The sequence below is a fragment of the Flavonifractor sp. An4 genome (assembly GCF_002161755.1).
Taxonomy (GTDB): Bacteria; Bacillota; Clostridia; order Oscillospirales; family Oscillospiraceae; genus Flavonifractor; species Flavonifractor avicola.
The window spans coordinates 38,921-58,937 of the sequence record NZ_NFIL01000009.1; the positions used below are offsets into that span (position 1 = coordinate 38,921).

At 46.3% G+C, this 20,017-nt stretch carries 38 protein-coding genes and 1 pseudogene; 10 read left to right on the forward strand and 29 right to left on the reverse strand.

The features are described from left to right. Window positions 1-19 precede the first annotated feature (19 nt). The 26 genes from B5F94_RS05910 to B5F94_RS06035 form a co-directional block, all read right to left on the reverse strand. A complete protein-coding gene (locus B5F94_RS05910) occupies window positions 20-388 on the reverse strand; it encodes a hypothetical protein (protein ID WP_242965603.1) in 369 nt (122 codons plus the stop codon). A gap of 91 nt (window positions 389-479) precedes the next feature. Then, entirely contained in the window at window positions 480-719 is a 240-nt protein-coding gene (locus B5F94_RS05915; RefSeq protein ID WP_087328700.1) for a hypothetical protein, read from the reverse strand. A 107-nt stretch (window positions 720-826) separates the two neighbouring features. Then, window positions 827-1,363 (reverse strand): hypothetical protein, encoded by a 537-nt coding sequence (locus B5F94_RS05920; protein ID WP_087328702.1) that lies wholly within the window; start codon window positions 1,361-1,363, stop codon window positions 827-829. A gap of 2 nt (window positions 1,364-1,365) precedes the next feature. Beyond that, window positions 1,366-1,563, reverse strand: a complete 198-nt coding sequence (locus B5F94_RS05925; RefSeq protein WP_087328705.1) for a hypothetical protein — start codon at window positions 1,561-1,563, stop codon at window positions 1,366-1,368. Between the two features lie 20 nt (window positions 1,564-1,583). Next, window positions 1,584-1,835: a hypothetical protein gene (locus B5F94_RS05930; protein ID WP_087328707.1), complete on the reverse strand. Its 252-nt coding sequence runs from the start codon at window positions 1,833-1,835 to the stop codon at window positions 1,584-1,586. Continuing rightward, the gene (locus tag B5F94_RS05935; protein WP_087328709.1) at window positions 1,832-2,059 is read right to left on the reverse strand and encodes a hypothetical protein; all 228 of its coding nucleotides are present in this window, start codon (window positions 2,057-2,059) and stop codon (window positions 1,832-1,834) included. Before B5F94_RS05935 ends, B5F94_RS05930 begins: the two co-directional genes overlap by 4 nt. Window positions 2,060-2,176: 117 nt before the next feature. After that, a complete protein-coding gene (locus B5F94_RS05940; RefSeq protein ID WP_087328711.1) occupies window positions 2,177-2,431 on the reverse strand; it encodes a hypothetical protein in 255 nt (84 codons plus the stop codon). 11 nt (window positions 2,432-2,442) lie between these two features. Beyond that, entirely contained in the window at window positions 2,443-2,646 is a 204-nt protein-coding gene (locus B5F94_RS05945) for a hypothetical protein (protein ID WP_087328713.1), read from the reverse strand. Between the two features lie 94 nt (window positions 2,647-2,740). Further along, window positions 2,741-3,154: a hypothetical protein gene (locus tag B5F94_RS05950; protein WP_087328715.1), complete on the reverse strand. Its 414-nt coding sequence runs from the start codon at window positions 3,152-3,154 to the stop codon at window positions 2,741-2,743. A 12-nt stretch (window positions 3,155-3,166) separates the two neighbouring features. Further along, window positions 3,167-3,376, reverse strand: a complete 210-nt coding sequence (locus B5F94_RS05955) for a hypothetical protein (protein ID WP_087328716.1) — start codon at window positions 3,374-3,376, stop codon at window positions 3,167-3,169. 55 nt (window positions 3,377-3,431) lie between these two features. After that, on the reverse strand, window positions 3,432-3,839 hold the full coding sequence (locus tag B5F94_RS05960) for a hypothetical protein (RefSeq protein WP_087328718.1): 408 nt from the start codon (window positions 3,837-3,839) through the stop codon (window positions 3,432-3,434). 10 nt (window positions 3,840-3,849) lie between these two features. Then, on the reverse strand, window positions 3,850-4,137 hold the full coding sequence (locus B5F94_RS05965; RefSeq protein ID WP_087328720.1) for a hypothetical protein: 288 nt from the start codon (window positions 4,135-4,137) through the stop codon (window positions 3,850-3,852). Between the two features lie 115 nt (window positions 4,138-4,252). Next, the gene (locus tag B5F94_RS05970) at window positions 4,253-4,642 is read right to left on the reverse strand and encodes a hypothetical protein (protein WP_087328722.1); all 390 of its coding nucleotides are present in this window, start codon (window positions 4,640-4,642) and stop codon (window positions 4,253-4,255) included. Window positions 4,643-5,064: 422 nt separating this feature from the next. Continuing rightward, on the reverse strand, window positions 5,065-5,451 hold the full coding sequence (locus B5F94_RS05975; RefSeq protein WP_087328724.1) for a hypothetical protein: 387 nt from the start codon (window positions 5,449-5,451) through the stop codon (window positions 5,065-5,067). A 44-nt stretch (window positions 5,452-5,495) separates the two neighbouring features. After that, window positions 5,496-5,753 (reverse strand): type II toxin-antitoxin system RelE family toxin, encoded by a 258-nt coding sequence (locus B5F94_RS05980; protein WP_087328726.1) that lies wholly within the window; start codon window positions 5,751-5,753, stop codon window positions 5,496-5,498. 13 nt (window positions 5,754-5,766) lie between these two features. Then, the gene (locus tag B5F94_RS05985) at window positions 5,767-6,216 is read right to left on the reverse strand and encodes a hypothetical protein (RefSeq protein ID WP_087328728.1); all 450 of its coding nucleotides are present in this window, start codon (window positions 6,214-6,216) and stop codon (window positions 5,767-5,769) included. A 107-nt stretch (window positions 6,217-6,323) separates the two neighbouring features. Next, window positions 6,324-6,707, reverse strand: coding sequence for a hypothetical protein (locus tag B5F94_RS05990; RefSeq protein WP_087328730.1), 384 nt, complete (start codon window positions 6,705-6,707; stop codon window positions 6,324-6,326). 115 nt (window positions 6,708-6,822) lie between these two features. Next, window positions 6,823-7,320, reverse strand: coding sequence for a J domain-containing protein (locus tag B5F94_RS05995; protein WP_087328731.1), 498 nt, complete (start codon window positions 7,318-7,320; stop codon window positions 6,823-6,825). A gap of 358 nt (window positions 7,321-7,678) precedes the next feature. Next, window positions 7,679-8,185 carry a hypothetical protein gene (locus B5F94_RS06005; protein ID WP_087328735.1) on the reverse strand — a complete coding sequence of 169 codons (507 nt, stop codon included), beginning with the start codon at window positions 8,183-8,185 and terminating at the stop codon, window positions 7,679-7,681. Between the two features lie 105 nt (window positions 8,186-8,290). Next, window positions 8,291-8,548 (reverse strand): hypothetical protein, encoded by a 258-nt coding sequence (locus tag B5F94_RS06010; protein ID WP_087328737.1) that lies wholly within the window; start codon window positions 8,546-8,548, stop codon window positions 8,291-8,293. A 104-nt stretch (window positions 8,549-8,652) separates the two neighbouring features. After that, window positions 8,653-8,961, reverse strand: a complete 309-nt coding sequence (locus B5F94_RS06015) for a hypothetical protein (RefSeq protein WP_087328739.1) — start codon at window positions 8,959-8,961, stop codon at window positions 8,653-8,655. 111 nt (window positions 8,962-9,072) lie between these two features. Continuing rightward, the gene (locus B5F94_RS06020; protein WP_087328741.1) at window positions 9,073-9,294 is read right to left on the reverse strand and encodes a hypothetical protein; all 222 of its coding nucleotides are present in this window, start codon (window positions 9,292-9,294) and stop codon (window positions 9,073-9,075) included. Window positions 9,295-9,439: 145 nt separating this feature from the next. Further along, window positions 9,440-9,709, reverse strand: coding sequence for a hypothetical protein (locus B5F94_RS06025; protein ID WP_143383254.1), 270 nt, complete (start codon window positions 9,707-9,709; stop codon window positions 9,440-9,442). Between the two features lie 128 nt (window positions 9,710-9,837). After that, entirely contained in the window at window positions 9,838-9,987 is a 150-nt protein-coding gene (locus tag B5F94_RS16425; protein WP_158100261.1) for a hypothetical protein, read from the reverse strand. Between the two features lie 13 nt (window positions 9,988-10,000). Continuing rightward, window positions 10,001-10,360, reverse strand: coding sequence for a hypothetical protein (locus tag B5F94_RS06030; protein WP_087328745.1), 360 nt, complete (start codon window positions 10,358-10,360; stop codon window positions 10,001-10,003). Between the two features lie 115 nt (window positions 10,361-10,475). Then, window positions 10,476-10,829 carry an AsnC family protein gene (locus B5F94_RS06035; protein WP_087328747.1) on the reverse strand — a complete coding sequence of 118 codons (354 nt, stop codon included), beginning with the start codon at window positions 10,827-10,829 and terminating at the stop codon, window positions 10,476-10,478. Between the two features lie 12 nt (window positions 10,830-10,841). Between B5F94_RS06035 and B5F94_RS06040 the strand changes: the two genes are divergently transcribed. From B5F94_RS06040 to B5F94_RS06080, 9 genes and pseudogenes are all read left to right on the forward strand, one after another. Continuing rightward, complete coding sequence (locus B5F94_RS06040; protein ID WP_087328749.1) at window positions 10,842-11,777, forward strand: Fe-S-oxidoreductase; 936 nt, start codon at window positions 10,842-10,844, stop codon at window positions 11,775-11,777. A gap of 60 nt (window positions 11,778-11,837) precedes the next feature. Continuing rightward, window positions 11,838-12,234, forward strand: a pseudogene (locus tag B5F94_RS06045) (DNA N-6-adenine-methyltransferase). 30 nt (window positions 12,235-12,264) lie between these two features. Then, the gene (locus B5F94_RS06050) at window positions 12,265-12,540 is read left to right on the forward strand and encodes a hypothetical protein (protein WP_087328751.1); all 276 of its coding nucleotides are present in this window, start codon (window positions 12,265-12,267) and stop codon (window positions 12,538-12,540) included. 1 nt (window position 12,541) lies between these two features. Then, window positions 12,542-13,204 (forward strand): metallophosphoesterase family protein, encoded by a 663-nt coding sequence (locus B5F94_RS06055; RefSeq protein ID WP_087328753.1) that lies wholly within the window; start codon window positions 12,542-12,544, stop codon window positions 13,202-13,204. Continuing rightward, window positions 13,201-13,401, forward strand: a complete 201-nt coding sequence (locus tag B5F94_RS06060) for a hypothetical protein (protein ID WP_087328755.1) — start codon at window positions 13,201-13,203, stop codon at window positions 13,399-13,401. The genes B5F94_RS06055 and B5F94_RS06060 overlap by 4 nt, the downstream gene beginning before the upstream one ends. 10 nt (window positions 13,402-13,411) lie before the next feature. Further along, window positions 13,412-13,762 (forward strand): hypothetical protein, encoded by a 351-nt coding sequence (locus B5F94_RS06065; protein WP_087328757.1) that lies wholly within the window; start codon window positions 13,412-13,414, stop codon window positions 13,760-13,762. Then, window positions 13,743-14,327 carry a hypothetical protein gene (locus tag B5F94_RS06070; RefSeq protein WP_087328759.1) on the forward strand — a complete coding sequence of 195 codons (585 nt, stop codon included), beginning with the start codon at window positions 13,743-13,745 and terminating at the stop codon, window positions 14,325-14,327. The genes B5F94_RS06065 and B5F94_RS06070 overlap by 20 nt, the downstream gene beginning before the upstream one ends. Window positions 14,328-14,624: 297 nt before the next feature. Next, on the forward strand, window positions 14,625-15,461 hold the full coding sequence (locus B5F94_RS06075) for a DUF6273 domain-containing protein (protein ID WP_087328760.1): 837 nt from the start codon (window positions 14,625-14,627) through the stop codon (window positions 15,459-15,461). A gap of 528 nt (window positions 15,462-15,989) precedes the next feature. Beyond that, complete coding sequence (locus B5F94_RS06080; RefSeq protein WP_087328762.1) at window positions 15,990-16,913, forward strand: ABC transporter permease; 924 nt, start codon at window positions 15,990-15,992, stop codon at window positions 16,911-16,913. A gap of 355 nt (window positions 16,914-17,268) precedes the next feature. Here B5F94_RS06080 and B5F94_RS06085 read toward each other — a convergent pair whose 3' ends face one another. Further along, on the reverse strand, window positions 17,269-17,475 hold the full coding sequence (locus tag B5F94_RS06085) for a helix-turn-helix domain-containing protein (protein ID WP_058963699.1): 207 nt from the start codon (window positions 17,473-17,475) through the stop codon (window positions 17,269-17,271). 126 nt (window positions 17,476-17,601) lie between these two features. Between B5F94_RS06085 and B5F94_RS06090 the strand changes: the two genes are divergently transcribed. Then, window positions 17,602-18,069 (forward strand): SLOG family protein, encoded by a 468-nt coding sequence (locus B5F94_RS06090; protein WP_058963698.1) that lies wholly within the window; start codon window positions 17,602-17,604, stop codon window positions 18,067-18,069. Window positions 18,070-18,144: 75 nt separating this feature from the next. On the opposite strand, the gene B5F94_RS06095 is transcribed toward B5F94_RS06090, so the two are convergent. Both B5F94_RS06095 and B5F94_RS06100 read right to left on the reverse strand, forming a co-directional pair. Further along, the gene (locus tag B5F94_RS06095) at window positions 18,145-18,792 is read right to left on the reverse strand and encodes an RloB family protein (protein WP_058963697.1); all 648 of its coding nucleotides are present in this window, start codon (window positions 18,790-18,792) and stop codon (window positions 18,145-18,147) included. Between the two features lies 1 nt (window position 18,793). After that, window positions 18,794-19,990: an AAA family ATPase gene (locus B5F94_RS06100; RefSeq protein ID WP_058963696.1), complete on the reverse strand. Its 1,197-nt coding sequence runs from the start codon at window positions 19,988-19,990 to the stop codon at window positions 18,794-18,796. Window positions 19,991-20,017 lie beyond the last annotated feature (27 nt).

The following is a 20,017-nucleotide window of genomic DNA, read 5'->3' on the forward strand; positions in this document are numbered from 1 at the left end:
CTCATTCGAGGGCGGTTTTTTAACTGATTTTTTGTTGACCCCAGGTAATCTGAAACTTTCCGTTTTCATCCTCTTCACGGCTCATTAACAAAGACATAAGGTCGTAATCCACGCCAAAACGATCATAAATTTCATCCAGATCTACATCTTGTCCCTTCATAAAGAGATTGAGACGTTCTTTAGATAGAACCATCTGCATTTGGTTGGACTCAATACTTCCGCCATAAGTGACAAAATAAATGTCTTTCCAATCCACGGAGGTAAAGCGGATAAAGCGGTGATAAAATTGGCTCATGCGAGCGTTATTGAAATGCAGTTCTGGGATAATGATCTTGTTTACAAACTCAAAGTTGACACTGGATGGGAGACTTTGCTGGGTACAGAGCAAAATACCATTGCCACTTGCTCGCAAAGTTTTTCGCAAAGCACGGCGCTTTGTAAGAGTGGTTGTAGACCCAGTAACGACGAAAAGAGAACGGTTACGCGGCCTGAACAAGTCCGCCCTTAACCTCTACGGCAACGCTCAAACGCTCCACAGGCGACTCCATCTGCGACCGGAGATTTTCAATCACAGCATCGATCATGTCAATCGCGCTGGCGTTTGCCTCCAGAATATCGTCAGCGTCGGTATAACGATTTTCGCTTTCACGATCTTCGAGCGCGGCATTCAAAGCATCCATAATGATGCTTAGCTCGATGTCGGTCAAATTGATATTCATAAAAAACCTCCTGTTTTTTAATTGGTATTATATTTACAGACAAAGCGTGCAGTTTGCTAACCATTAAATAAAAAAAAGCCCGCCACCAGGCGGGCTTTTACCTCCTATCAAGATACAGCAGCATACAGTCTGGTACGGGGAGTGGCAATAGAGAATCGGGTTTCACCATTGGAAAACCATCCCGTGCAGACCAACTCATCAAATCCATACCGTTTGGCAAGATTACTTAACTTGCGATTGATCTTGTTGATCTCGGATTGATATTTCCGGTAGGCCACACTACGGCAGCAGTCGAAATAATAATGACACTCATCATTGTCATAATCGTATCCGTGAAGGTCATGCTCTACTTCAACATAGAGCTGGACACCGGAATAGTATCCGCTCTCCAGCGTGATCTTGTGGAACATATACTCACTGTTCAGATCGTCCAACTCAGAACGGATAATATCGCAGACATCCTCACATTCCACATCATCAAAATAGCAGCAATCTTCCAGCTCTTCATTGGTATCGCAAAACTCACATCGCTCATTTTGAGCATCCTGAATAGCACCACAAGCAGGGCATTGTTTGGCTTCCACATAGAACTCTTTGGCAAAGAGGGGAAAGTCCCTCATTATTCTAAAATTGGGAGCACTCATCTTTACACCTCCATCAGTTTGGAAAGTACCGCATAAAGGGTGCGGTAGTAATCGGAATTATACTTGTTCTGTGCGATTGCTTTGAGCTGATACAACGCTTCGGTACAATCATTGATTTCAGCTTCGCTGGTGACGCCCACAATCTTGCATAACGCCTGGGCAATATCGTCGGGGTAGTATTGATCATGTGCAGGTTTCATAACTTGCCTCCTCATTTTTATTACAGACCGATATGGGCATTTGCTAACCCGGTAGAAAGATTTTTCCCGTCATAATAATCCAGAACAGATTGAATACAGTCCAGCGCGGAAGGAGTAAAATGATCGCGCAAATCATCAATAATAGCCGGTACATCCAGCCGACATCCAATATACGGCTCGATTGCCTGCTCTATATACAGCTTTGCAGCAGGAGAATCAGCAACGCCAGCCTCAACAATTTCATCGTATAGGTCGCTAAAAATAATACTCATATTAAGTCCTCCACTTCATGCCCCAGCGCAAAGACTTCATAGGCAGCAGACTCCAACCGCTTGATGGAAACTGTAGCATAGGGTTCATTTTCTTTGATTGCATCAGCCTCAGCATACAAGAGATCGTGAACAAAGTTCAGAGCCTCAATAGGATCGGCTTCCAGAATCAACAGGGTAGAGTAGCGACTCTTGATCTCGTCAAACTTTTCTTTGGAAATACTCATATTTTCCACCTCCTATTATATTTACAGACTCTTATCACTTTTTGCTAACCGAAAAGTAAAAAAAAGAAAAAAGGGGAGACCGACCACCACGACGATCTCCCCAGGGGTTCCTACTATTCAGAAGGTTAAAACATATCGATTATCCGGGACAACATCCATCCGAGAAATATGTAATACCAAAGAATCCAGAAAATCGTGAATTACCTCACGCCCCTGCTCATTATCAGTGATATAGACGGTCTTTTCCCAGACTGGTGGACGCTCAATAGACTGGCCGGGAGTAAAGCATTGAACATTCACATAAAAAGTCTTTCCGTCTATCCAGGGGAAAACACGCACCTTAAAACTGCCTATCCATTTTTCAAAGTCCATTCTTGACCTCCTTAATAAATGTCAATGCGTTTCGTAATTAGCAGATGAATACCCATTGGAGCCAGCAGAAAGATGGCACCAGCGTCTTGATCCTCTACTGTTTTTCCAGTGGAACATACCCACAGGATCACACCACACAGTATCAGTAAAACCAATCCCATCAAACGCTGTTCTCTTCTTTTGCGACGATACATCTCTCTTGTCATTCGTGCCATTATTTATCACTCTCCTTATTTATATTTCAGAGTAATTTTCTGTTTTGCTAACTGACAAAATAAAAAAGCGGGGAGATTTTCTCCCCGCTTGATGTTATGCCACGATGTAAGGGTTGTTCAGAGCCTTGGCATATTTCTTAGCCTCAGCCATGATCCGCTCGTCGTTCCACTCTACGGTGAACTTTGCCAGCTCGTTCCAAACTTTCCGGGGGAAGCTGGTCTCGCTCAGTTTGAAAGCCGCTCCCATGCCGCTACTGGTCATCATGCCGCTGTCGGTAGGCGTCCAAATCGACAGGTGCATCTCAGGCTGTACCAGACCAGTATAGCGGAAGCCGTCACGAACTTCTACCCAGCTGATCGACGCTTGAAGAACTTTGCCATCGGGCAGTTTGATGTTTCGCACAGCACTCTTTTCATTCCACATCAGCAGCCGGTTCAGATCAAGCTGAAAACCGTTGGACAACTTTTTGTTCCAGCGGGAAATCTGATCTCTCGTATAACTCGCCATTGTATTTCCTCCTCAATACTCAATCTTAATCCGTTTATCGCCGTCTTTAATAGCATCACCCAGGCGGTCAGCAATCCCGGATAGCTGCTCGGAGCGCAGCCGCAGCAGTCCGGTCTCAATCTTCCCGACATCTGGATTTTCTGTCGCCTGAAGATATTGGGAAGACAACTTTCCCAACGCGCCAATTATCCAGGTCAGTTCATGCTTGGTGAAAGTCTGCATATCTATACCTCCTATTACTATTACAGAAAGAAAAAGTTATTTGCTAACCAATAGGTTAAATTTCTTCAATCTTGTAATCGTAATCCGCATTCATCGGCCAACAGGGTTCCCCGAATAAGTCGTTTCCGGTAGAAGTGTAGAGAATATCATGGCAAAGGCGGGGCTGATCTCCAGGCTCGCTATACTTCCAGAGCTTGCCATCTTCGTCCTCATAGGTCTCTCTGCCCCACTGGTCAATCCCGTGAAAATGCAAGGTCTTGGTCTTGATCGGTGCCGGCGTTAGCTCATAGTTTCTGACGGTATCGGGATCAAGAGGTTCTGCATACTCCACATAGCCCCAGGCTTCGCGTCCGATTTCTTCACGAAACACTTTCTGATCAAAATTCACCAGATTGACAGGATGATGTAGGTGGTTTGGAAAAGCGCCTGGTGTCAAAGGACGCTGAGTGCTGAAATATTTCATAGAATCCTCCTTATCTCCGATTGAAAAGAGCTTGGTCAATTACACAAGTGATAGCGCTCATAGCGTCCATCAATTCCATAGCCTTTTTGGAATCATTCTCCATTGCAGCATCTGTCCAGTTGCCATACAGCATTACGGTCATATCCCGAACATTTTGCAACTCAATGGTTGTACGGGTATCGATTTCTAACACGCCTTGTATTAACTTAATCTCAGCCTCGCTGACTATTCCTCGCTGTGCAGGATGGTAACGCTCACTCAAATCTCGGATAGAATGGAAATCGGTTTTGGTAGTCAAGTGTATCACCTCTCAAAGTATTTGGACTTTCTATTTTAATTACAGATAAAAAGTATGATTTGCTAACCATAAAATAAAAAAAGCGGGGAGAAATCCCCGCTTTTGATCATATTGCTTATACTGCATAAACCAGCTCCACCCCATCGCGATCCGCAAAGAACTTCTCAGCCACAGGACAGTTGGAACAAAGCATAGTGTTACACTCGCCGGGATGTCGGCAGGCTCTCCCTTCAATGCCGCAGATCTCAGGAACTTTCCGCTTCTGGTGAAGAATGATCCGCTTCCCGGTCAGCTTCTCTGCCACAAGTCGCTTTAAGTAATCCAAGGCATACCCGTCCTTGCCGAATACCTGGCCGTCGATCCTCCACTCCCAGGTCTGACCGTTGTACTCAGGCTCTTTCTCCACGGCAATGGTTTTTCCGTTGCTCAGATGGATGATCCAGCGCTTTTCGTCTAATGCTTCGGCATTCAGAAATAGACTATCAGAAACATACATTTCAGTCATGGTCTCGCCTCCAAAGTTTATTTTGTTATTGCTATTTCTATTACAGAACCGAAGAGCATTTTGCTAACCAGAAAAATAAGAAAATGGGAGGCTTGATCCCGGCTCAAGTCCTCCCAGAAAGCCGACCATTTCATCGGGGAAACGGCCTCAAAAACCCCGCTGCGACGTATTATTATATCAGTTGTCAGGTTTCGTTTACCCATCGCAGGGCACAGGCAAACGACTACTTCCAACCGGCCATATGGCTTTTTTGAAAACTAAGTCTGATCCCTAATTCTATTCAAGTTCATCATCCTTTGCTGGCTATTCAATCAATTTTGTCAAGAAACAAAGGTTAATAGGGAGGGGAGCGTGCGTGCGTCATATGATCAACTCCTTCTATTTATGTTTCAGAAACTACTCTGGTTTTGCTAACCATAAAATTATCCGTAAATGATTTCTCCAAAGGCGGCATATTGAATAACAGCATCGCCGTCATTGGCGTCCCAATCATCCATATCGGTACTTGCGCCGTTTTCAAGGTGAAGTTTGACGCCTTTCTTCAAATCCTCAATAGTCATAGGATGATCCTTATCCTCTTCACGATCCCAGATATTCAGCTTTCCGCCTCTCTCCAAAATCTCGGCCATAACATCCTCATAGCACGGATCGTTCTTTTTGGCATCCACCAAACGCTTCCGCGCCGCCTCATAATCCTCTTGTTCAAAGCAAAGCTCTGCCCAGTAGTCAAAGCCGCCGGCCTCCATTGAGAGAATGTTTACTATGCTGTCAGTGGTCAGAGTAAATTCCACATTGATCTTGTGTTCCATTGTATCAGCCTCCTATTTTTATTACAGAAGGGAAGCGGTGTTTGCTAACCGCCTCCACAATTTATTCCCTTATAAATATCGCCTCGTGATGCAACACGGTGAACAATTACATCCCCATTGCTTTTGTCGTAGGCAAAAATGATCCGATATTTTCCAACGCGCAGACGATAGGTTCCCTCGTAGTACATAGGAATGATATCGCCCTCCGGCAGTAGTCCCAAAGCTTTCTCCACCCGTTCCCTGTTACGGTGATCCATTGCTTTAACACTACGCTTCGCTGTATTCAGATATTTGATCTTCATGGTAGCGCCTCCATTATAAGTCGATCCACCATTGCGGTGCCAAATAATAACCCTCGTCAGCCTCCATCAAACCTATTTCGCCATCCAAGTCTTTTTCAAAACCGGGATAAAGATAGAGAAAGCTACCATTGTCAAGCTGACAGCGAATTTCTCCGCTTCCGATATGATCCGCAGCAGTCAATAAGCGGGTAACAGTCCCGTCTGTGATATAAACCGGACGAAGGGAGAAAAGCGCCTTAACTATGCGGTCAAATAATGTGGGCGTGGCCTCCGGCTGATCCTGGGCTAAAATCTTAACATAGGTACTCACGGTGCCATCCATAAACCACACGGTGGTGGTGCCATCCACGGTTTCGATATGATCAACCCCAAAACCACGACTTTCCAAACTCAGAACCATCCGAATTTCTTCTTCGGATAATCTCAGTTGCTTACCAGTGGTGGTCTTAAACTTATGTTTCATAGTGTTGCCTCCTTTGTTTCTGTTCTCATTTCTATTACAGATAGTTTTTGATATCTGCTAACCAAAAGAAAATAAAAAACGGGAGCCTTATGACTCCCGTTCTGTTATCAGATTTCAAAAGTTGACAGGTTCCAGGCATTACCCAGCTCATAGCTCAGGCCGTATTTCTTCAAGATATCCCGGAACTCGGCCTCCACACTGTTATAGTAGCTCATTGGAACATACATATTCAGCAGCTCATACATCGGCCCTTCAAAACTCATACAAAGGATATTTTCGCCGGTGTAATCGAAATATCGCCGTGGGTCAACGTCTTCTATCACATAATCCACAGCGGGATTATTGTAGGCATAGTGGCCTTTTCCATCATCGGTGCTGAGCGCTTTCCCGTTGAAATAAATGCGGGTATCCATCCAAAGTCCATGGCGGATCATAAAATCTTTGATCTCGTAGGCCAATTTTTCTCTCCGTGCGGCGTTCGGTTTGCTCATCAGATTTCGCCCTCCTTTTCACTCGTTCCTATTCTAATTACAGAATACTTTTTGATTTTGCTAACCAGTCAATAAAAAAAAGATAAGCGGGCTGGTACTCCAGCCCGCTCAGATGTTACGCGATTGCGACGCGCTTACCTCCCGCCTGTTCCATATCGATTCGCTCACTCCCATAAAAACCACGGATATCGTCAAGGCTCATATGTTTGTTGCTACGCTTGCGGTATCCGTCCCGATGAAAATACCATGCGCTCTTGTTGCTGCTCCACCGGAAGGAAAGCGCCTTTAGCTCTTCTTTATGCTCCCTGGTGTTTCCCGTAACCCATACCCAGGAACCGCAAACCTCAATGATAATGCCGTCCATATGGATCAGCTTCTCAATGATATCCATAAACTCGGCGGCGGTTTCGGTGCTGGCGGTCTTTGCGGTGTAGGTCTCGCCCTCGGCGGTCTTATGAATGTCTTTTAGTCTGGAAAATAGCGTCTCATACTCGGCGTTGATTTGCTGCATGGCCTCCGTGGAACCACCACGATCCGGGTGATGCTTCATTGCTAATCTCTTGTACTGCTTCTTCAGGTCTTCCAAAGTCTCAGGATGATCAAACCACTTCATAATATTTAACCTCCGTCTGTGATATCTTGACTTGATTTCAAGTTCCTATTATAATTACAGACAGAAAAGCGGTATTGCTAACCGTTCCAAAAAATTATTTTTCGGGTGATTTCGTGGAGCTTGCGCTTGTAATCGTCGTGATCTGGCTAATAGCCGATGCAATCAAAGGATATAAGGCGGAACGATACGCACAGAAAACCGTATTCGGTCGCAAACTTTCGTTCCCAGATTATATGTGTTCCAAACACCCGATCATGTCCACTTGTATCATAATCTTCCTCTTGCTAACCGTGATTGCAATTTTCCTTGAAATTTTTTGACATAGAAAAACCCGCTGGAGATGATCCAGCGGGCATTTTTATAGCATAGCCTCCATAATCTTAACTTTTTCCAAAGCCTCGGCCAGTAGCTCGCGATCCCGTGGCAAGCATTTTTGCATTTCCGGGTCTGCCTGGTCTTCCTCAATCTCTTCCTCCCAATATTTCACCGTATTCCGTGCATCTTCAAGCTGCTTTAGGAAGCGATCTGGGCGTCTTTCTCGGAGCCGCCGCAAACTTCTCAACTCTCTTTCCGTTCTTTCAACCTCTCGGCGCTTAGCAAGGTCTGCCCGCTCCTGCTCCGTCGATCCAAAAGAAATTGTCCCGCAGCCGTTCAACTTTGAATAGTTCAGGGTAACTATGCGGCCTCTCCATTCTCTGGTGTAGTAATGGTGTCGTGTCCGGTCTCCCTGGAACTGGTCAACCATGACCGTGTGCCGTTCCATGTATCGCGTGCATATAGCCGTCTGTTTGCGTGTCAGCCAGTGTGTCTCCCGTCCAAACCGCTCAAAAAGAGACGGAAGAAAAGTATCGTCAAACCAGCTCATTGTTACGCCTCCATTCGTTCTATCTATTATTATTACAGACACAAAAGAGGATTTGCTAACCTGTTTTCAAATAAAAAAACGGCAGGCCGTAGCCTGCCGCCCTGGTCAACTCAATTCAAATTCCAGCGCTTCAATAATCTCGGCCCGCATAGTTGACGGACGATCCGATATAGCACCCAGCGCCGGCGCTTTCAGACACTCAAAAGCCATATAGGTAACACGTCCGACCGTCGCCGTCTTGACCTGACAGCTTTCACAGTGGAGACATTCACCATTGCAAGCCTTTACTGCTCGGAGCTGGCGCTTTAAGTCGGCAATCTCTTTTTTGGTCTTGACTATTCCGTTACAATTATACGCACTCATTTTACACCCTCCATTTTTCGTTGTTCTATTTGTATTACAGAACGAAAGAGGATTTTGCTAACCAGTTCCATAAAAAAAAGCGGCGGGAAACCCCGCCGCCATGTTTATAATGAATGCGTCTCTTCATACTGGGAAACCGTTTCCTGCAGGCGCTCGCGCTCCCTGTCCAGCTCTGCCAGTCTCTGCTTTGCGTCGTCGTACCGCTCCCGTGCGGCCAGCATATCATCGGCACGCCGCAGTCGGTCATAATGTCCGCGTTTTGCGGTCAGCTTCTCCACGCCGATCAATTCCACAATCTTGCAAAAGTCGTCCTTGTCCAAGTCCAGCAGCAGATACAAAGAGTTGAGCGCCCACAGCTGCCCCTCGTTGATCTGCACGGTCTTCAACCGTTCATTAGCTTCACATAGCATCATAATTCACAGCCTCCATTCTGTGTTCTTGTTCCTATTATCATTACAGACGCTGAATCTGATTTGCTAACCAGAAACAAAAAAAAGAGCGGCGGGAGATCCCCGCCGCTTCTTTTACAGCCAGCCGTCCATCATCTGCTTCAAAATGTGCGCTGCATCCTCTTCGCCGCTGCACATCCCCAGCAGCCGGAGCGCCCGATCCATCCGCCGCCGCAGCTCCGCCACAATTAGAGCTTGCGTCTGCTTGCGGTCTTCCTGGTTGATCCGGTTCTGCTCAAACCCGTAGGCGCGAAAGAGCTGTTCCATGGTTCGCGCTTCGTAAATCAGTTTATCCATCTCCGTCCTCCTGTTCCGTTGTGCGTTACTCTTCTGTTATTATTACAGACGCAGCCCACGATCTGCTAACCGATACGGAAAATTTTCTTGTGCGGCTGGAAAAGAAAACGGGCGGGAGCCTCAGCCCTCGCCCGTCGTCCTTCGTTTACCACCTGACAATAATCATCTTATCGTTGCCGCTATGCTCAATAGCAAATCCGTTGCTCTCCAGGATATCACAAACGGCGCTGCACAGCTTCTCGGACTCAATGCGCATGGAATAGGAAGAGCGCCCCATGTTTGCCTCCTGCATGATGCTCTGCTCCACGCTGGAGACCTTCTTTTCTGCGGCCTCAATCAATGCGGCCTGCCGCATGGCTTCGCAGTTCTTGACCGCCGCTTTTGCGGCCTCGGCGTTGAAATTCATAATCATCATATATCCCTCCATGATTTATCTGTTCGTGTTCTGGATTTCTCTATTCTTATTACAGAAACTTTCCCGGCTCTGCTAACCATTCCAGCAAAAAAAACAGGCCGGAGTTTTGCCCCGGCCTGCCGTTCCATTCAGTATTCCATGTTGTCAGCCAGTCGATTGATCCAGCGATCCAGCGGCGGGATCAGTGGAAAAACATAGTCCGCAATCAGACCGCCCACGGCCAGGATCAGGAGAAACGTGGCCAGGATGCCCAGCCAGATAATAGCGTCTGCGATCATGTTCCCGCCTCCCTCAGATGAAGTACATCTCGCCGTTGATTTCCAGGGCAACGGCTTCCTGCCCCATCTCGTTCTTCAGTTCTTCGCACAGGGAGACGACTTCCTCAATGTGCTGCTGCAGGTCGGCGTCGCTGGCATAGGCGAAAACTACGGTGGTGTTCTCAGCTACCAGACCGGCCACAGGGGAAAGCCAGTAGCCCAGCGCCGGGGTGCTGGTGGCTCCGCCGAAATACTCAGAGAGGGCAGAGGCAACGCGCTTGACCTGCGCGGTGTTGTCGGTGGCCGTGTCCACGCCGTTGGTGGCGGGCACATAGACGGTGATCTTGCTGGAGAGCTTCAGGCAGTTCTTGAGCTTGGCGTTGACGATGTTCATAATTCAAACCCCTTTTCTATTCATGGCCGGCGGCCTGGTGTTGACCGCCGGCTCGGTGTTCCTGTTCTTATTTCAGAATGGTTTTATGAGTTGCTAACCAAAGGAAAAGATTTTTTCAGCAGGCCACGGACTGGAGAGCCGCCCGCATCTTCACGATCCGCTTGTGTACGGCCACATTGGAGATCTTGACCTCGGCGGCAATCTCCCGCTCGGTCATCCCAGCGGCCACGCGCTCCAGGATGGCCTGATCCATCGCGTCCCGCCCGCTCTTGAAGCGTTCCAGGTCAGCCCGGATGATGGCGCTGGTCTCGGTGTTCGTGGTCAGGTCGGCAACTCTGGTCTCGGTGTAGCTCTCGGCCTCGCCGTTGTCGTTGGTAATCTCGAAGTCGGTCGCGGCGGCGTGCTTGCTGTCCTGGTAGAAGATGGCCGCGATGCTGGCGCGGGCGGCGTTGTAAACGATGGAGATCAAAGTGATAACCCTATGCGCGGTTTGGAGTTTCTTACCGTCGGAGACTACGGCAAAGAGAACAACATTAAAGCGAATTTTCTCGGCCTGACCAAAGAGATCGATGGTGTTACCCATCGCGAGGTTGATTTGCGTGATAAATGGGTCGCCACGATCAGCACACAAAAGGGTTGTCCTATGAGCTGCACTTTCTGCGATGTTCATAAATATGGATTTTTCGGAAATGCCTCGCTGCCTGATTTGGAATATCAGATCCGTTATATTATTGAGCACGAGGATGTGCGCTTTACCAACCGCTTCAATGTCCATTATGCCCGTATGGGTGAGCCTACCTGGAACCCCGTTGTGCTGGAATTTACCGAGAACCGACTGGATCAACTGGTTAAGGAATGCGGTCTACACGCAGTCACCATTCATCCTGTTGTTTCTACTATGATGCCCAAAGGAAATCAGCATTTGATTGAGTACCTGCATCGTTGGTGTGAAATCAAGAACAATTTGCGCCATGGTGAAGCTGGGCTGCAACTCAGCATCAACAGTACCTCAGATGAGCAGCGAGCCATGCAATTTAACAGTAAATCTCTGAGTCTGAGAGAGATTGCTGCCATTGCCGAAGGGCTTCCTATGCCGGCTGGCAGAAAGTATACACTGAATTTCGCCGTAACCGAAGAGACAATCCTGGATGCCACTGTTTTAGACAGCCTTTTCGACAAAGAAAAGTTTATCGTCAAGATTACGCCGATCCACCAGACCAATGCTGCTGTCGAAAACCATTACGACATTACCACTACCTACGATAATTATAGTGTCTATACTAAATTTGAGCAGCCTCTTCTGGCTTTGGGATGGGATGTCATTGTTTTCGTTCCCAGCAAAGAGGAAGACTCTGACCGTATTACCTGTGGCAACGCTTTAATTACCCGTGCTGATAAGGCTATTCCTGAAGCCTGATCGAAATAAAACTATGAGGTGAAACAAATGAATACCGAAGTCATGTTCTCGTCAAAAGCTATGGATTGGGCAACACCCCAGGCATTCTTTGACCAGCTGGATTCGGAGTTTCACTTCACCCTTGACCCTTGCGCTGATCATGTCAACCATAAGTGTGAGCGCTATTTCACTAAGGAAGATAATGGACTTGAGCAGTCGTGGGGGGGGGCAGACGGTCTTTTGCAACCCGCCGTATGGCAGAACAATCAAAGACTGGGTGAAGAAGTGCTCCGAAGAAGCTGCGCAGCCTGACACAACTGTTGTCTTGCTAATCCCCGCTCGTACCGACACTACCTACTTTCACGATTATATTTACCAAAAACCCAATGTGGAGGTTCGTTTCATTCGAGGCCGATTGAAATTTGGAGACGGCAAAAATTCTGCCCCCTTCCCCAGCATGGTTGTCATTTTTCGATAAGCAACACATTAAATTATTCAAGGTGATAACATGGCAAAGAAAACTCTTGAACCGGCGCATCACTCCCTTGTATTTGTAGGCGGTCGCACCAGGGAGATTGCCAAAATCTATGACTACGATCGCGATGGTAGAGCTAAGACCGACAAAGAAATCCGGTCTGAGGCTATGTTACATATTCGGGCGTTTGCCGCCGAGCGCAATTTCAAAATTTACTATGTCCGCATCTGGAATAAAGATGGCGTAACCGTTTTTGATGTGGGTAGTCATACTGAGTTTTTCCACTTGATCCCGGAGGTGAATTGGTAGTATGGAGAGTAAACGCATTATAGCTATTGGGGATATCCATGGCTGCTACCATACCATGGTAGATCTACTGCTCAAGGTCAATTATGACAGCGCTACCGACACCCTGATTTTCTTGGGAGACTACATTGATCGTGGCCCATTTAGCTATAAGGTAGTCAAAACCCTTCAAAAGCTCCAGAGCCAGGTAGGAAAAGACAAAGTGATTTGTCTTCGGGGAAATCACGAATCGCTCCCTATGAACTATTCTCATACTGTCTGGATGCGCAATGGCGGAATGTTTACACTTTATGACTACGAAAGAAATGGAGCAGAAATCCAGGAGGACTTTGGATGGTTTCGGTCTCTGCCTTTGTACCATCAAACGGAACAGTTTATCTTCTGTCATGCCGGCCTTACCTATCCTGATTTGATCAGCAACAGCGAAGAAGATTTGCTCTGGGGCAGATCGTGGCTTGAAATTGACGCCAGACCCCGCGAAAAGCGCGTAATTTTCGGCCATACCCCATTTAGAGAAGTTCCTTGCTTTCCGCGAACCGGCGACATTGGTATTGATGGAGGTTGTGTCTTTGGGAATCAACTTTGTGCCATGATCATCCAAAAGAGTGGAGAGTATGACTTCATAACCGTTCAGAAAGCCCCAAAGGATATGGAGGACACCCAATGATCGCTACCAAAAAAAGCAATATCCCTACCGATAAGAAAATTGCTGTTACGACCGAAGAACTGCAGGCCATGCTGAGTTGTGGCCGCTCATCTGCCGTACAGATCGGCCAAATGGCAGAAGCCCGCATCCAAGTAGGCAAGCGTGTCTTCTGGAATGTAGAGAAGGTTAAGACCTATATTGACCTAATTTCAGAGTAAGGAGACTGCCATGTTTGACTATACCAATGTTCATAGCACTCAAAGCATTAAGATCAATGCCGTTACCGGTAGTATTTTGAAAAATCACCCCAAAAGCTGGTTTGAGCAATTCAGTTTGAAGAGTGGGCGAGCCGAGCAACTTCTTCATACAGACGGTCACACTGCTAAAAAGAGGGTATACGAAAAACCTCTATATAGCGGCCCTTATTCCTATGACAGCGAGCGACTGGTTGACGACCCCGAAAATAATATCATCGTTTTACAGATGATGATCTGCGGCGACATGGAAGTAATCGCTGAATGCGTCCGCGCAAAAGATTTTTATAGCGAGGAGGCTCCTTATGGCGAAAACAAGATTTAAGCAACCAAACATCATCGCTATTGAGTATCGGCAGGAACAAGGCGATCCCGATTATGGTTCTTGTCTTTGGGCGAACTTTAACTTTGATTTGGAGCGCTACGATCTAACTATCATGTCCGACTGTGGTAACTACGCTTATAGTTGGGTAGCAACGCCCAATTCCGAGAGTTTTATGCACTTGATGTCAAGAGTTGACCAGGGCTATCTGTTGGATAAAATCGCGGCACGCTGCCAGGTTAATTATGATGAGACTCTTGCGAATGTAAAGGCGCTTATCAGCAGTTATGGAATTGACACAGATAATCCAGAGGATTTGGAAGACCATCCTGAATTGGATATGGAACGTGTACAAGACGCCTGTGATCGCGCAAGTGAAAGTGAATCATATGAGGCGTTACTTAGGGCTTTCAAAGATACTCCTATGGAAATTTGCGATGGGTACGATGTGATTTCTTGTATTGAAATGGATTTTACTGCTAATGCAAAGAAGATCGCCCAGGTTTTTGAGGATTTTATAAAACCTCTTTGCAAACAGTGGTTAGCAAAATATGAATCTAATCTGTAATTGAGGTGAAACGGTTTGAGCGAATGTTATAAGTGCAAGTATAGAGGTTCCGTTCCGGGAGACGCCCATAGCTGCTGTCGTTATCCTGGAAATGAAACTAATCCGTTCGATTTCTTTTCCCAGAAAAATGCACAGAATGCTAAGAAGCTTAATATCAAAGCAGATCCGTATGGAATCGAGATGGGATGGTTCTTTTGGCCGGTAAATTTTGATCCTGTTTGGCTGCGAAACTGCAACGGATTTACTCCAAAAGAAACTTAAACACCTACATACAGCTATTTTTAAGGAGGTAAAATAATGCTTAACCCTCGTATCTGTAGTCTTTTGAATGTCAATGTTGGCGACGTATTCGCTATTGACAACTTCCCCGGCTGTACTTTTACCATTAAGGACAACGGCACCTTCAAGACTTCTCCCCCTGATGTCAAAGGAAGCTCTGCAGCCTTGCTGATGGCGCTTGATCACCCCGATCGCATTTTGGTTAAGCCTATGACCAATCTTGATCATCTTTCTTGGCAGCAAATTGATGAGATTGGAAGATCTGGCAATGCCCGAAAGAAGTTTGCTTTGGGCGCTACAAAGAAAGATTATATGAAAAATGGATTTGTTGCCGTATATCGTATTATCGGCTTCAACCACGATGATTTGGTGTCTGGCGGCAAGTCCCCTATCTCCTGGGAGATGCTTGCGGCCTATAAGGATAGTCGCCCCATGCAGGCCGACGGCACCTCTGTTACCTACGGCGAAAGCGATATGTTTAAGTTCTTAGAGAACGATTTCAGCAACTTTGTTTCCGATGAACTGGCGGCTGTTGCCAAGCCGGTCTATAAACTCTGTGCTGACCGTACCGGTAAACTTCATAAGGTTGTCTGTCGTTTCTGGCTGAAATCTGAGCAGGAGTTGTTTGGCAGAAAGATCTATTCTTACGGTAAGGAAGGTCACTGGTACGAATATTATCAGCAGGAAGACGTTCCTTATTACGCAGAAGATGAAGATGGAGATCGCGTAGCGCAGTGGCTCCGCTCCGCCTATTACAACCGTGGCAACATTTTCTGTTATGTGAGCACAGATGGCTCGGCCGACACTTACAGTGCGTCCTATTCGTTGGCGTTGCTGCCCGGCTTTAATACCTAACCTTCAACTCCCCCCAAAAAAATCCCGCCCACGAGAGTGGGCGGGTAAGAATAACCCGGTTGTAATAAAAGGACTACCTACTATGTATCTGAATATTGTAATCGGCACACCCCTTGTCGATCCTGCATCCCTTTTGGCGTATGACAAGAAAGACTGGGAGTGCATTGAGCAAAAGCAAACCTTATTTACCAACCAGCGTTTTCTTCCCGCAATTCTAACCTGCTTTCTGAAGCCCTGAGCGATCTACCGGATTATGCCGGTAACTCCACTTTTGCCGATGTAATGAAGCAAGTGGCCGGCAGTAAGACGGTGAATAATGTTACCAATAACAGCAAACCCATTGAGCTACAAATTGGTGACACGACAATTTACGGAGCGGATCAGTCTACGGTCAAAGAGCATATCAAGATTACACGCGATATGGTCAATCAGATCGGGCGGATCATTGGAATCGGGAGATAAGATTGGGACGCCCCAAACGGGGCGTCCCTTTCATTAGCAAGGAAGGGAAGACGATGTTTAAGAGCTATGAATTTACCTATCCGGCCACTTCTTGACCGCTTACCAGAAGCCTTTGCCGATCCCGATACAGGCATAGGTGCTGATCTAATGGAGATTGACCCAGATGTAGTAGAGCAAAGCCTTTATGAACAGTTTGCGTCCCACCTAAACGATATAATGAACCTTGAACAAGAAGATTATCCATCAGCAAAAGAATTTGCAACAGAAAAATATTCCGAAGTTGATAAACCATTCCAGCTTTATCCGGGTTTGAGCCGGGACGCCTTTGACTATATTGAGCTGTATATTTTCATTCTTTCCATTTTGTGCGTTGCGATTGCGGCACCTACATTTGCTAATGAGTATCAAACTGGAAGCGACAGCATTATGCGCTGCACAAAAAATGGACGTGTGAAATTTGCTGTTACCAGAATACTTGCTGCTGGCTGTATTTTTGTGGTAGTGTTCATTTTGGGTATGGTGATCCATTTGTCCATTATCAACCTTGCTTTTGGGACAGAGTGTTTGAAAACATCTTTCCAAATGCTATTTTCCATCATAAATCTTCCCAATATCAATTTGGGGCAATTACAAGTGATTTTGGTATTGGCCGGGCTTTTATCTATATTGGCAAGTATTAGTTGCACACTATTTTTATCTGCAAAGTGCAGGGACTCGTTAAGTTCGTTATTGATTTCACTTGCCGTTATGCTCTTACCGACCATCATTTATACCGCATTGGGCAGTTCCGTATGGCTTTCCACGATTTTACCATCTTCTGGTATTGGCCTGCAAAATAACTTCCTCTATCAGCTTTACGGTTTTAATTTCTTGTATGTTGGAGATATGAGCTTTTGGACACCCTACATTATTCTTATTTCAGCAGCGATTGAAATTCCTGTATTCGTCTTTTTGGCGATACGGTCTTATTGTAAGCATCGAGTGGCGTAAGGGCTTTTATCAAGTATTTGATAAATTCAAACGATATTTGTGATACCGCTAAAACTGTTCATCAAACCGATTCATTATAACGGATGCTACACTTTTGCGCCCAAATTGCTCCTTGCCGTTTGGGCGCTTTTTATTGTGAATCGTGTATTCCAATTCTGTAATTTGATTTTAGCATTTATCTCGGGAGGGACATTGAGGAGTCTAAAGGCTAATCCACCCCTTTAAAATCGAATACTTGTCGCCCACTGGCGGAGCTAATGAGTAGAGATCTTGAAGCAGGTTTCCAAAATTTCTTTGCTTCGTATGCCAAGGGTCAAAAAAAGCACGGAGAAACGGCAATCACCATTTCTCCGTGCTATTTTTCGTCTGGTTGGAATTTTACGATGTCATCCAGTTCGCAGTTAAAAAACTTGCAGAGCGTATCCAGGGTATTGGTGGAGACGGATTCGTTCGCCTGCATCCGGCGGATGGTCGAACTGCTGATACCGGCCTTGGCCTGCAAGGTATATGTGGTTGCACCGTGCCGCTTCATGGTTTGCCACAAGGGCTCGTATGAGATCATTCCTGGTCGTTTCCTCCACTTCCTTCTTTACATATCTCTATTATTGCCTATAATGGAGGAGTAGCGTTATAGGCAATATTGCCTATACAAGAATGGCATAAAGTGAAGAGCATGGGAGGAAACAGGATGGAAGTCGTAACGAAAACCTGCTGTATAACGGGCCACAGAGATATTCCAGCGGAGAAGAAGAAATTTGTGGAAGAAGAATTGCGGAAGGAGGTAGCAGCGGCGATTGAGGATGGCTACACTCGATTTATTTCCGGATTTGCCGAAGGTGCCGATCTTATGTTTGCGGCAGTCGTTGCCGAAGCAAAAAAAGAAAATGACGGATTGTTTTTAGAAGCGGCGATTCCCTATGCCGGCCGGCTGAAGACGAAGAACAAAGACTTTCATAGACTGCTGGCTGCCTGCGCTGGTGTGAAAGTGATCTCCGACCACTATGTTCCCTCGTGCTACATGAACCGCAATCGCTATATGGTTGCCCAGTCGCAGCGTGTGATTGCGGTGTATGATGGACGGGACAAAGGGGGGACGCTGTTCACGCTGCGCGATGCCCATGTTCAAGGGCGAGAGATCAGACTCATAGAGATTTGATTTCAAGGGCAAAACATAAAGGCCGCGTGGGGCTTTTGCATCCCATGCGGCCTTTAATTCAAATCCTGAGTACCGTTACAGTAGTGATTCTATCAGTTGATAGATGTCGGTGAATGGATTAACGGCAATCCCAAACGGTTTATTGCAGTCATTTTGAATATGGTATTGTTCTACACGCTTGGCGTTCTGAATCGCATCAGTTGTATGTTCAGATAACTGCGCATACACATCGCCGGCTTTTTCATAATCCGGGAGGTAGGCGGTCAAGGCTGTCATCACTGCAGGGTAATCTTTGAAAAATTTTGTTGTGTACTGGAAATGCAGCAGATACCAAAACTCAAAGCAAGGATTCGAGATCGCAATGTGAATTCCCTTTGCATCTGCCAGTTTCCTTGCTCTGGAGAGTAAGTTGTCTTTGGCGGCGATAGGATCAGGATTATTATAGTTTACATCACCGTCAGCAACGACCCACACCGCATCCCCATTTGATGCAGAAATCTGATTTTTACTTTGATATTCCACGGCTTTCCGAATCAGGCCAAGGTAATCGGTTTCACCTCCTTTGGTGCGGCTGCCGACTACACGAATGTCAATATTGGTCTGGCGGCTGCGATAATGTTCAAAATATTTCGGTTCAGTTTGAGAACCCTCCGTCACAATCAGAATGACAGGTTTTAGTTTTCTGCGCCGCTGCCCACGCTTTTCAATTTGTCCGCGTGCCATTTTACAGCCCTCCCTTGATAAAGGGAATCGCACCAAAACGGCCGATCAAATAACCCTTTTCTACTTTAGTGTCTTTGCGAACAGAAAAATCGTAAAGGGAGAACAGATCGGTGGCTGCTGTCTGCTCGTCTTTTTCTGTGAACCAAATTTGATCTCTTCTCAACAAATCCAAATCAAGAAGATTGGTGCTGTGAGATGTGAAGATCAACTGAGCACCCTTTGGATTGAATTCTGTGCTGTCAAACAAGGATACCAGATGCCTGGTCAATAGAGGATGCAGATGTGCGTCCATCTCATCAGCCACAAGAAGCGTTCCCTGGTCTAAAGCCTTTTTCACAACGCCGATCAGTTTGAAATAACTGTTGGTGCCGTCAGATTCCTCTGCCATATTTAACGCATAGGATAATGCATTTCCATTGGTATCCTGTACCGTGTGAATGGCCTCAATATTTGCAAAGCTGTCACCGTGCTGCGAAGGAGCAGGCTCTGCATCGCGCATTTGCAAAGCCTGTATTCCCAAATCTGCAACACGCAGCATAGATGCGATCACACGCCGGTAATCATCATCTTTCAGCTGCTCTGCCTCAAGCCCATAAGCGTCCGCCACGGAATTCTTCGTGATAATCTGACAAGAAGCGAACCACTCCAAAACCGGAATCACTTTAGAGTAACTCCAGTTTGATGCAACTGACAAGTAGAGTTTGTTCGCAGAAGTGCGCTCCTTGAGCGTGTTTTGTTCATCTATATCCACCGTAAAACGAAAATCTTTGGTATTTTTCCTCTCAAAAATAAGCGCCTGTCTGCCGTTGGGATAGTAATATAGGTATTCTTCTGTAACAGCCTTATCTGTCACAGAAAAACCATACGCATATCGGATACCTTCAGTGGTAAAGATGACCTCAAAGCTGCTGGGGCGCGTTGGCGTTTCCGGATCAAACTTGAAAGGCGAACGGCCAATGGTCTTATGAAGCTGCTGGTTATGTGAGGTCAGCACATAGTTTACCATGAACCAGAACGCGTTTAGGACATTGGACTTCCCCGAAGCATTGGCTCCGTAAATGACAGCAGACTTCAAATAGCTTTTATTTCCATCCATGATAAGATGCTCTGGATGCTCATTATCCTTGCTGGCCAGCAGGGATAATACAACCTTATCTTTGATGGATAGAAAATTCTCCACACTAAATTGAATCAGCATAAGCGACCTCCTAAACCTTTTCATTTA